The sequence below is a fragment of the Segatella oulorum F0390 genome, assembly GCF_000224615.1.
Classification (GTDB): Bacteria; Bacteroidota; Bacteroidia; order Bacteroidales; family Bacteroidaceae; genus Prevotella; species Prevotella oulorum.
This window is the reverse complement of the sequence record NZ_JH114216.1, coordinates 141,677-153,730: the sequence shown is the minus strand read 5'-3', so window position 1 is coordinate 153,730 and position 12,054 is coordinate 141,677. Positions and strand designations below refer to the sequence as shown.

Here is a 12,054-nt window from a genome sequence, read left to right as displayed (position 1 = left end):
AGATTCGCAACAATGACCAAAGAAGAAAACGAGAAAAGATTAGCCCGTTTGAAGAATATTGTGCTCAATATGCCCGACAAACCGGGCAGCTATCAGTTCTATGATGATCAGCATACCATTATATATATAGGGAAAGCCAAGCGACTCAAGGCTCGGGTGTCTTCCTATTTCCACAAAGAAGTGGACCGCTATAAAACAAAAGTTCTTGTTTCTAAGATACAAGATATTAGCTACACGGTTGTTAATAGCGAAGAGGATGCCCTCCTATTAGAGAACAATCTCATCAAGAAATATAATCCCCGGTACAACGTTCTGCTCAAAGATGGGAAGACCTATCCCAGCATTTGTATCACAAACGAGTACTTTCCACGCATCTTTAAAACACGAACCATCAAGAAACATACCGGCACATTCTATGGTCCCTACCCCCATGTTGGGAGCATGAATGCCATCCTCAACATCATTAAACGACTGTACAAGCCCCGCACTTGCCATCTACCTTTAACCAAAGAAAGCATTCAGCAAGGCCGTTTCAAGCCCTGTTTGGAATATCATCTCCATAATTGTGATGCCCCATGTATCAACAAACAAAGCTACGAAGACTATCAAGAGAACATGAAACAAGCACGTGAAATTCTCAAAGGCAACAACAGAGCAGTGGCCATGCACTTAGAGAAGCTCATGCTGAAGAATTCAGAACTCCTCAAATTTGAAGCTGCACAAGACTACAAAGAGAAACTCATGCTGTTACAAGACTTCGTTACCAAGAGCGAAGTTGTCAGCCATACCATTGACGATGTAGATGTGTTTTCGATTATAGATGATGACAACAAAAAGAATGTTTACATCAATTACATTCACGTGCGCCAAGGAATGATCAACCAAAGTTTCACCTATGAATACAAAAGGAAGTTGGAAGAGAGCGATGAAGAATTGCTTCTCATGGCGATTACCGATATTCGTTCACGCTTCAACAGTCAGGCAAAAGAAATTATTGTGCCGTTTGAAATAAGCTGGAACATCAAAGAATCTACTTTCACTGTCCCCCGAAAAGGAGACAAGAAGCATCTGTTAGATCTCTCAGAGATGAATGTAAAACAATACAAATTCGACCGGCTGAAACAAGCAGAGAAGCTCAATCCCGAACAAAAGCAAACGCGATTGATGAAAGAACTGCAAACCAAATTGCAGTTAGATAGACTTCCCCTCCACATTGAATGCTTTGATAACAGCAACATTTCAGGCACAGATGCGGTTGCAGGCTGCATTGTTTACAAGCGGATGAAGCCCTCGCGCAAGGATTATCGCAAGTATAATATCAAAACAGTGGTAGGTTCCGACGACTATGCCTCGATGCAAGAGGTCGTCAGGCGGCGCTATTCGCGCATGATAGAAGAACAAACTCCCCTACCCGACCTCATCATTACCGATGGCGGTAAAGGACAAATGGAAGTCGTTAGAGCAGTAGTTGAAGACGAACTCCATCTTCATATCCCCATTGCCGGCCTCGCAAAAGACAACCATCACCGCACCAACGAGTTACTCTTTGGCAATCCTCCCGTGGTTGTTGGCTTAGACATGAAGAGTGAACTCTTTCATGTGCTCACCGAAATACAAGACGAAGTGCACCGCTATGCCATCACCTTCCACCGCAATAAACGCTCCAAGCATGCACTACACAGCGAACTTGACGATATTAAAGGACTCGGTCCGAAAGGCAAAGAAGCACTGCTGAAGCAATTAAAAACCATAAATGCAATAAAAAATGCTGATAATCAGGAGATTAACAAGATATTAGGACGAGTAAAAGGCAATCTCGTTTACAAACATTTTCATCCTGAAGCCACAGACAATTCATAATAAATTTGTAAATTTGTTGCATGAGAATTGTGATACAACGCTGTGCACAAGCCTCCGTAACCATCCACCATCAGGTGGAGGCTGCTATTGAAAAAGGGCTTGTCATCCTATTAGGCATCGAAGAAAGCGACACCCAAGAAGATGCCAACTGGCTGATACACAAAGTTATAAACCTACGTATCTTCGATGATGAGCAAGGTGTTATGAACCGCTCCATACAAGATATTCAAGGCGAAATGCTCGTCGTTTCGCAATTTACACTCTTTGCAAGCTACAAAAAGGGCAACCGTCCGTCGTGGATTCGCGCCGCCAAACATGAGACAGCCATCCCGCTCTACCAGTACTTTTGCGACGAACTGTCGCAAAAGTTGGGCCAAAAAGTGCAAACAGGCACGTTTGGTGCCGACATGAAAGTGGCGCTCATCAACGACGGTCCCGTAACAATTTGCATGGATAGCAAGGCAAAAGAATGAGCCAAGGTGTGCACCTGCCGCCGCACCCCACCCCATAATGCAATTTAAAAGCATGCAGATTAGTCAACAATACAGCACACTTTCGTGCACAATATAGTGCATTTTACATTACAATATAGCCCACTTTTGTAAACTATAAAATGGTGGTGATGAAACAAGACCAAAGCACTCCCTCTCACAACAACAAGGCATTGAAAGCATTAGTCGTCTACCTGCTTGCATTAGCAGCGCTCACTTTGCTCTTCGGTATTGTCTTTGGCTTGCTCTTTCCCCTAAAAACTTTTACATAATGAACGAAGAAATCACCCTCAAAGCGCTGCAAACAGCAGTCGACGAATGGATAAAAACCTATGGCGTTCGCTATTTTAACGAGCTCACCAATATGGCTTGTCTCACCGAAGAAGTGGGCGAATTGGCCCGTGTTATTGCCCGAACCTATGGCGAACAGAGCTTCAAACCGGGCGAAAAGCCCAACCTTGGCGAGGAGATGGCCGATGTGTTGTGGGTGCTTGTGTGCTTAGCCAATCAAACAGGCATCGACCTTTCGGCCGAAATACGCAAGAGTTTTGCTAAAAAGACGCAGCGCGACCACGACCGACACCAGCAAAATGAGAAATTAAAATTATAAATATCCACCCAAAAATCAATTTATTAAAATGAAAACAATCCTTCCTATCAGCGAGTCAACTCGCAGTGACGACACACAAAGCAAATACGAAGAGATGCTCAAGTTGTACGACACTCAGGTCAACGATGCCGATGTTCAGGCCGCCGTTGCACAGATTGTGGCCGAGAAAGTGCCACAAAACAACACACACGAGGTAAAGAAATTCCTCTTGGGCAGCATCGAACTCACCACCCTTAGCACCACCGACACCGAAGAAAAGGTGCTTCAAATGGTCGAAAAAGTCAATCAATTCGACCGCGATTACCCCGACCTTCCCCATGTAGCCGCCATCTGCGTCTATCCTGTTTTCACCGAATTGGTGAGCAATAGCCTCGAAGTTGACGGCGTAGCTATCACCAATGTCTCGGGCAACTTCCCCTCATCGCAAGCCCGAATGGAAGTGAAAGTGGCTGAAACGCAATTAGCCATTGCCGATGGGGCTACCGAAATTGACATTGTTATGCCTGTAGGTAAGTTCTTAAGTGAAGATTATGAGGGCGTTTGCGATGATATTAACGAACTCAAACAAGCGTGTGGCGACGTACCCATGAAAGTGATTTTGGAGACAGGCGACTTAGAAAATGACAGCAACATCATGAAGGCTGCGCTGCTTTCGATGTATGCCGGTGCCGACTATATCAAGACTTCCACGGGTAAAGAAAAGGTAAGTGCCACGCCAGAAGCGGCGTATGTGATGTGTCAAGCCATCAAAGCCTACTACGATAAAACAGGCATACAGATAGGTTTTAAGCCCGCTGGCGGCATTAACTCGGTCATGGATGCCATCACCTACTACACGATTGTAAAAGAGGTTCTGGGCGAAAAATGGCTCACCAATCAATGGTTTCGCATGGGAACCAGCCGTTTGACCAACTTGTTGCTCAGTGAAATCCTCGGCACAGAAACCAAATTCTTCTAAAAAACAACTCGAAACGCTCCGCTTTCTTATCATAGAGAGGCGGGCGTTTCTGCTTCATATAGCACTCATGTTTCCCACTCCGCTAACCATTTTTATCTTATGAAAAAGAAAATGGCCCTTATCCTTTCGCTTTTCACCCTATCGCTGATGTCCCTAAAAGCCCAGATAGGCGTCGCGGTCTATTATCAAAAGGCCAGCATTTGCAAGCAAAGCAATGGCAAATTCTGCCTCAACGACTTCCACAAGAAGCCTATTATCGTTGATGCTGATACGATTTTCGGCACGCACTTTGATAGCTTCATGATAAGCAAAGAGGGGCAGAAAGGATTGTATGACACCGAAGGAAAATGCTTAATCCCCATCGCATTCAGCACCATTACTTCCTATAACAACCGTTATTGGCTCGTCAACAAGGAAGACAAACAAGGCCTTTATTCATACATGGGCAAAGAAATTCTGCCGCCACTCTATGATAGTATAGAGGTAGCCTGTAGCTACTGTACCACTGCAAGCAACTATTTCATCGTAAAAAAAGGGCTATATGGGCTATGTAACAACAATGGGGAATTTATTGTCGACCCACAATACACCGCCATAGAATATAGATATTTGAGGTATTTTAAGCTAACAAAAGGGGACAGTTGCCATTATCTCTTCAACTATAAAGATATCATTAAAGACATCACATTAGACGATGCTATGCCCATTACAATACAAAAAAAAGAACAAAAACTTTTCTATTTCAATTATAAACAGGGCAAAGCATGGGGACTTCTACGTGAAAATGGACAGCCGGTCATCGCTGTTCAGTATGACAAACCATTAGAGAAAGTCGGCTATATCCACTCAGACAGCACCGCTTATTTCATCGCCTGCAAAGACAACCAATTTGGATTGATTGACATAGACAACAAGATTGTACTCCCCTTTCAATACAAAAAAATCGAACATACCTATTTCTACAATACCATAGAACTCACTACCGACGAGGGAAAACAGCTCTATAACATGGCTAAAAAGCAATTAGCGCTCAACCTCTTCTATGACAAGAGCAACGTCACTGATCGGTATCTATATCTCAAAAAGAATGGCCTTGAAACAGCTGTCGACTACCACCACATGCAAATTCTCTTCCCTTTCAAATACAATTCCATATCAGGCCTCGATGATAATGAGCACTTCATTGTCACCATAGAGGGAAAAACGGCAGTTGTCAACCGCGAAGACAAGCAGATTATCCCCTATGGTTACGATGAAATCCAAGCCACCTGCAAGCCCAATCTCTTTGTTATCAAGAAAGAAAAGCAATATGGCATTGTCAACCTGAAGAACGAATTGGTTTATGGAATGACACCTTATCTCATATACACCTATGATGATCGCATAGAACTCATCAACATTACAACATTTCAAACCATTAAGAAATTGGACTATAACTTCAAAGAAATCAAATAAAAATGATACATCATAAAACATATAAACGTATGAAAAAGATTGCAATCCTCCTGCTCATCATGGCATGTACAACAATAAGTGTCTATGCACAAGACATTCAAATCACTGTAAAATTCATAGCAACAACCAACATCCGCCAACAAAACAATGGCAAACTCAGCCTGGACGATGCCCAAAATAGGCCCATTATCACCGATATTGACTCTATTTTCCCAACCCGTAATGTTTTCTATCACGTCATCAAGAACGGTAAACATGGCATCTATTACAAAAGCGGAAAGCAATGTATTCCCATAGAATATGATGAGATAGACGAGATAAAAGCAAGCTACTACGCCTCCCAAAACGACTATTGGCTTGTAAGAAAAGGAAAGAATGTAGGTCTTTACAGCCATGATGGCAATCAAATCCTCCCTCCAATCTACCTATATATTGAACAGAAAAGAGTAGATGCATCACAAGAGACAGATTATTTCATTGTCAAAAAAGAACACTACGGAATCTGTGATGCAAAAGGAAATATCGTTGTAGCACCCATATATGCGTATATCACTTATACGAATGGATTCTGGACACTTAGAAAAGAAACACCCTGTGACTATATATTCAACGATAAAGACATTGTAAAAGGAATCACCATCAATCAAACTAAGGGTCCCATCTACTACGACTACAAACACTCAGCCTCAGATTATAGCTTCGAAAAGGATGGATTATGGGGAGTTATTAATAGTGAAGGACTGACTATTATTAAGCCACAATACGAAAAAGAACTGCTAATTATGAATAATCTTAACAATAATCGACAAGTTTATTTCATTGCCTATCAAAACAGATGTTACGGTATGATAGACATTGATAACAACATCATTCTGCCTTTTTCATATAAAAGTATAAAACAAATCGACGATAACGGCATCGTTAAATTAGACGATATACAAGGCAAAAAAAAGCTGTTCAGCATGAAGAAAATGCAGATGCTTACCAACTCTTCCTACGACAATGTCCAGGCGTCCCCTTCTTATTGTATCCTCGAAAAGGATGGATTAAAAGCCTTCTTTGATGCGGATGAAGAAAAAATTTTACTTCCATTAGCATACGAATCAATAACGACCAACATGTATAAAAGCACCTTTATTGTCTCAAAAGGGAAGAAATTTGGTATTGTTAACCGTGAAAATAAAACCCTTGTTCCTTTTGAATATGATAACATTTCCTCTACACCAAACGACAGTCTATTTATTGTCGAAAAGGAAAATGAGCAAGGTGTTATCGATTTGAATAACGACATACGCATCAAATTAAAGCCATGCAAAATTAAAACGTTCTTTAATCGCCTTGAAATCAGAGAGCTAACTACCGATACCATCATCCAGAAATTGGACTATAACCTCAAAGAAATCAAATAAAAAATTAGGTGTTTGGAAATTAATTCGGTACGAGCTATGCCCCAATATGCATCACTTTACACACTAATATGATGCAAATTACTTTTTAATTTGGTGCACTTTATGAACTAATTCAGCACATATTACCAAGCAATATGTGCTGAACGTGTACCCATTTACACCAAACATGGGATAAACTACTATGAATTAAGGGATTGAGAAACTAACTTTTGCGCGCAATGACATAATCCAAATAGGCTGTTAATGCGGTTTTAATGGCCGCATCCCCTACCCTTTCGTCAATAAACTGCATGCAGGCTGCATGGCGTTTAGCCATCTGTTGTTCGGCATATTCAATGCCCCCATGCGCCTTTGTAAACGCCACTAACGAGGCAATTTCAGCTGCATTCACCTCTTGTTGCTTCACTTTATGCGCTAAAGCCAACATCGCTTCGTCGCCAGTCGACTGCAAAGCATAGATAACGGGCAAGGTCAGCTTACCTTCAAGCATGTCGTTTCCCGTGGGTTTCCCCACCTCTGTCTCCTCATAATAGTCGAAAATGTCATCGCGAATCTGAAAAATTATGCCCAAGTCCTGCCCAAATTGTCGCGCAGCAACCACCTCATCGTCAGACGCTCCAGCACTCACTGCACCGATAACAGCACACATTTCAAACAAAACGGCCGTCTTTTTCTTAATAATTTCATAGTAGGCTTCCTCGCTAATCTGTGTGTTATCGATGTTGCTCAACTGCAAGATTTCTCCATCAGAAAGCGTCCTTCCTAACTCAGAAAGATAGCGAACAATCAGCTCTGAATGCGTATAGGAAACTGAAAGCAAGGCTGTTGACAGGATATAATCGCCCACTAACACACTCACTTTATTGTCGAAAAGCGCGTTTACACTGGCCTGTCCGCGCCGTTTATTGCTCTCATCAACGACATCATCGTGCACCAAACTGGCCGTATGCAACAGCTCTAAGCCGACCGCAGCATACTGTGTTTCTTCGGAAACGATGCCGAAGTTCTTCGCCATCAATAAGGTAAGCATCGGCCGCATGCGCTTTCCGCCACGCTGACGAATATGTTCTAACACGCGTGACAGCAGGCCGTTTTCATGCTTTAACGACCGATTAAAGAGTGTTACAAAATCATTTAATTCCTCGTGAATGGGGCTTTTAATGAGCGATAAATAGTCCATGCGTTCATTTCTTTGTTACAAAAATACGCATTTTCTACGGGAATAATAGGCGTATTAAGGGATAAATGCGTTTTTTTTCGTAATTTTACACCAAATAAGAGAGCAATGAATAAATTATTTTTAATCGATGCCTACGCCCTGATTTTCAGGTCATATTATGCACTTATCCGTGCACCGCGCATCAATTCTAAGGGACTTAACACTTCGGCCATATTAGGATTTGTCAACACCCTGCACGAGATCATCACCAAAGAGCAACCCACTCACCTTGGCGTGGCATTCGATTTGGGCAAGACTTTCCGCCATGAAGCCTACCCACCCTACAAGGCACAACGTGAAGAAACGCCCGAAGCTATCCGACAAAGTGTGCCCATCATTCAGGAAATCCTGCACGCATTTCACATCCCTATCCTGCAAAAAGAGGGGTTTGAAGCCGATGATGTCATTGGCACATTGGCCACAAAAGCCGGTCAGGAAGGCGTGGAAACCTACATGCTTACGCCCGATAAGGACTACGGGCAGTTGGTAAAAGACAACGTTTTCATGTATAAACCTCGCCATGGTGGCGGTTATGACATCATCGGTCCGCAACAAATTCAGGCGAAATATGGTGTCGAACGCCCCGAACAAGTCATCGACTTGCTGGCACTTATGGGCGATGCTGTCGACAATTTTCCTGGTTGTCCCGGCGTTGGAGAGAAGACAGCTGTGAAACTTATCAATGCGTTTGGATCGGTTGAAGGTCTGCTTTCAAACACAACTCAACTAAAAGGTAAGATGCGATTGAATGTAGAAGCTGCCACCGAAGATATTAAAATGTCGAAATTTCTGGCAACGATTAAAACCGATGTGCCCATCGAACTACAACTCGATGTTTTGGAAATTCAAAAACCGGATGAAGCAAAACTGCGCGAAATTTTTGCCGAATTAGAATTTAAGACCTTAGCAAATAAAATTTTAAATGGCGGCGCTGAAAAAGCGAAAAACAGCACTTTGCAACCCGATTTATTCGCAAGTATTCCGAGTAATCTATCAGAAAGTGTTGAAAAATCGCATTTTGAGAGCATAAAAACCATAAAACACGATTATAAACTTATTGAAAGTCAGGAAGAAGCGCAACAACTTTGTGATTTTCTTAGGACAAAATCATTCATCAGTTTAGACACAGAAACGACCTCAACCCATGCTATTGATGCCGAATTAGTAGGTTTATCGTTTTCCAATGCCGAACATGAAGCCTACTATGTAGCCATTCCTTCCAATCGTAAAGAGGCCTTACAATATGTTAATATCTTTAAACCTCTCTACGAAGACCCTGCAATTCTTAAAATTGGTCAGAACATAAAGTATGATTATGAGGTGCTACAAAATTACGACATCACACTAAAAGGCAGAATGTTTGACACGATGTTGGCCCACTATGTGGTGCAACCCGAATTGCGTCATAACATGGATTACATGGCCGAAACGCTTTTAAACTACAAGACAATCCACATCGATGAGCTGATAGGCGCACCTGGAAAGGGGCAAAAGTCCATGCGGATGCTCGCCCCCAAGGACGTGTTTGAATATGCATGTGAAGATGCTGACATCACACTTCAACTGAAAAACGTGCTCGAACCACAGCTCAAAGCCACCGGAACCGAGTCGCTTTTCTGGAATATCGAGATGCCTTTAGTACCCGTTTTAGCCGAGATGGAACGCACAGGCGTGCGCCTTGACACCGAAGCACTACGCGAAACATCGGTTGCTTACACCGAGAGAATGCAGCAAATTGAGCGGGAAATCTATGAAATAGCAGGCGAATCGTTCAACATTTCAAGTCCGAAACAAGTGGGCGACATCCTCTTTGGCAAGCTCAACATCATGGAAAAGCCCAAAAAGACAAAGACAGGACAGTATGTTACCAATGAAGAAGTGTTGCAATCGCTCAGCAGTAAGAACCCCATCGTGGCGCTTATCTTGGACTATCGCGGCTTAAAGAAACTGCTAAGCACCTATATTGATGCGCTACCGAAGCTCATTAATCCTCGCACAGGCCACATCCATACCTCGTTTAATCAGGCACTTACGGCCACAGGACGCCTCTCTTCGAGCGACCCTAACCTGCAAAATATCCCCGTGAGGAGCGAAGATGGCAAAGAAATTCGCAAATGTTTCATTCCCGAACCCGGCTGCTTGTTCTTTTCAGCTGACTATTCTCAAATCGAACTTCGCATCATGGCGCACCTCAGTGGCGACGAAAACATGCAAGAATCGTTCAGAGAAGGCATAGATATTCATGCGGCTACAGCGGCAAAAATAGCCCACAAACCCGTTGAAGAGGTAACCCCTTTAGAGCGAAAAAAGGCCAAACAAGCCAATTTTGGCATTATCTATGGCATTACAACCTTTGGGCTTTCGCAACGCATGGGCATTGACAACAAGGAGGCAAAACAGCTCATCGAAGGCTATTTTTCCACCTATCCCAAAGTGAAAGCCTATATGGATCAAGCCATTGCTGAGGCCAAAAAGACAGGTTATGCCGTGACACTATTCGGCCGGAAACGCTATCTCCCCGACATCAATTCGCGCAACAACACCGTGCGAGGCTTTGCCGAACGCAACGCCATCAATGCCCCTATCCAGGGCTCTGAAGCCGACATCATCAAGATAGCAATGATTCATATTGCGGAAAGATTTAAGCAAGAAGGCATCCGTTCGAAGATGATTCTCCAGGTACACGATGAACTTAACTTCTCGGTGTTGCCCGAAGAGAAAGAGAAAGTGGAACGCATTGTGCTCGAAGAGATGCAAAATGCCTACCCCCTCAGTGTGCCCTTGCTGGCCGATGCGGGCTGGGGTGCCAACTGGTTGGAGGCACACTAAGGTGCAACAGGCCAAGAGAGGGCACCCGAAAGCTGGCAGCATGCCTGTTTCTAAATGCCCTCTCCCACCCGATTTCACAGGCACCCAACAGACAAAAGTGCATCCATCACACCACGGCCCACCCTCATAAAAGGGCTTATGGCTGCACGATGACGCAGAAGAGGATAAGTTATCTTCGCCCGACTGCGATGTGATGGCCGCAATAAGTCGGCTACAAACAAAAATAAAATGGCATAGATTACCTTGCAATCTATGCCATTTTGCTTGACAATCTGCACCTTTTTACGCAGTAATCTCTATCATTTTATTTGATGATACAGACCATGCGATAAGATAACAGAAAAGATAGGGGGCGCCAATCCATGTCTTATGGTACGAAAAACGCTATGCCTTTGCAACCATCAAGCAGGCAAACCACGCCGTAACGCACCGTCTCACGCCCTAAACCTGATGGTAGAATGTCTCGAAAGGCAGGCGGAACCGTTCACCCCAGACACCGTCTTCAGCCCGTTTTCCGCAGGCAATCACCATGCAAACTTGGCTTCCGCGTGGCAATTTTAACGCCTTCTTCACCAACTTGTTATCAAAGCCTCCGAGCGGACACGTGTCATATCCGGCTTCGGCCATGGCCAAAAGAAACGTTTGTATAGCCAAAGAGCAACTCTGATGCACCGTCACACGCATGTCGGTTTCGCTTACATCGCGCAAAATAGGCTGCCTTAGACCGATGCAAAAGGCAAGCAGTTTGCGTACCATGCCCCACACCCGACAGCCACGTGAATAGAGAAACGGCATGAGTTTCGCGTAATATTGCGTCATTTTCTGGATACGCTTCTCCTGTTTTTCGGCCGGTGCGGTGCGCTTAATATGCTCCATCTCGTGTGCCAAAATGGCCTTAGCATGCGCCTTATAGCGGTCCTGTCGCGTGACAAACACCACAAACTGGTCGGCCGACTGTGCCGCAAGCTGATCCAAACAAGCATGCGCCAACTGGCCTTTCAGGGCACTATCCGTGACATGATAGGCCTCCCAAAGCTGCATATTCGAACTCGTTGGCGCCAATGTGGCCAACTTCACACACGCTTCCACACGCGAAGGGTCGATGGATTGCGTTTCATCAAAATGACGAACTGCACGCCGATAATTTAAAAGTTCTATTAAACTCATAGCCAATAAAATAATTCATTTACCCTGTTTACAATGGTCTTGTGCACCGCTTGGGA

The 12,054-nt window shown here is 43.8% G+C and carries 10 protein-coding genes; 8 read left to right on the top strand and 2 right to left on the bottom strand.

Annotated elements, in window-relative coordinates; all coding sequences use genetic code 11:
• Positions 1-12 precede the first annotated feature (12 nt).
• The 7 genes from uvrC (at position 13) to HMPREF9431_RS07060 (ending at position 6,783) form a co-directional block, all read left to right on the top strand.
• Positions 13-1,860: an excinuclease ABC subunit UvrC gene (gene uvrC, locus HMPREF9431_RS07085; RefSeq protein ID WP_040561304.1), complete on the top strand. Its 1,848-nt coding sequence runs from the start codon at positions 13-15 to the stop codon at positions 1,858-1,860.
• 20 nt (positions 1,861-1,880) lie between these two features.
• A complete protein-coding gene (gene dtd, locus HMPREF9431_RS07080) occupies positions 1,881-2,333 on the top strand; it encodes a D-aminoacyl-tRNA deacylase (RefSeq protein WP_004380520.1) in 453 nt (150 codons plus the stop codon).
• A gap of 149 nt (positions 2,334-2,482) precedes the next feature.
• Positions 2,483-2,623, top strand: coding sequence for a hypothetical protein (locus tag HMPREF9431_RS12950; protein ID WP_004380519.1), 141 nt, complete (start codon positions 2,483-2,485; stop codon positions 2,621-2,623).
• 11 nt (positions 2,624-2,634) lie between these two features.
• Positions 2,635-2,961, top strand: a complete 327-nt coding sequence (locus HMPREF9431_RS07075) for a nucleotide pyrophosphohydrolase (protein ID WP_025069954.1) — start codon at positions 2,635-2,637, stop codon at positions 2,959-2,961.
• A gap of 28 nt (positions 2,962-2,989) precedes the next feature.
• On the top strand, positions 2,990-3,919 hold the full coding sequence (gene deoC, locus HMPREF9431_RS07070; RefSeq protein ID WP_004380517.1) for a deoxyribose-phosphate aldolase: 930 nt from the start codon (positions 2,990-2,992) through the stop codon (positions 3,917-3,919).
• Between the two features lie 99 nt (positions 3,920-4,018).
• Entirely contained in the window at positions 4,019-5,374 is a 1,356-nt protein-coding gene (locus tag HMPREF9431_RS07065) for a WG repeat-containing protein (RefSeq protein ID WP_004380516.1), read from the top strand.
• A gap of 29 nt (positions 5,375-5,403) precedes the next feature.
• Positions 5,404-6,783: a WG repeat-containing protein gene (locus HMPREF9431_RS07060; RefSeq protein ID WP_004380515.1), complete on the top strand. Its 1,380-nt coding sequence runs from the start codon at positions 5,404-5,406 to the stop codon at positions 6,781-6,783.
• Positions 6,784-6,985: 202 nt separating this feature from the next.
• Here HMPREF9431_RS07060 and HMPREF9431_RS07055 read toward each other — a convergent pair whose 3' ends face one another.
• Positions 6,986-7,963: a polyprenyl synthetase family protein gene (locus HMPREF9431_RS07055; protein ID WP_004380514.1), complete on the bottom strand. Its 978-nt coding sequence runs from the start codon at positions 7,961-7,963 to the stop codon at positions 6,986-6,988.
• Positions 7,964-8,068: 105 nt separating this feature from the next.
• Between HMPREF9431_RS07055 and polA the strand changes: the two genes are divergently transcribed.
• Positions 8,069-10,831 carry a DNA polymerase I gene (gene polA, locus HMPREF9431_RS07050; RefSeq protein ID WP_004380513.1) on the top strand — a complete coding sequence of 921 codons (2,763 nt, stop codon included), beginning with the start codon at positions 8,069-8,071 and terminating at the stop codon, positions 10,829-10,831.
• Between the two features lie 441 nt (positions 10,832-11,272).
• Here the strand turns inward: polA and HMPREF9431_RS07045 are convergent, their stop codons facing one another.
• Complete coding sequence (locus HMPREF9431_RS07045) at positions 11,273-11,998, bottom strand: nitroreductase family protein (RefSeq protein ID WP_004380512.1); 726 nt, start codon at positions 11,996-11,998, stop codon at positions 11,273-11,275.
• Positions 11,999-12,054: the final 56 nt, after the last annotated feature.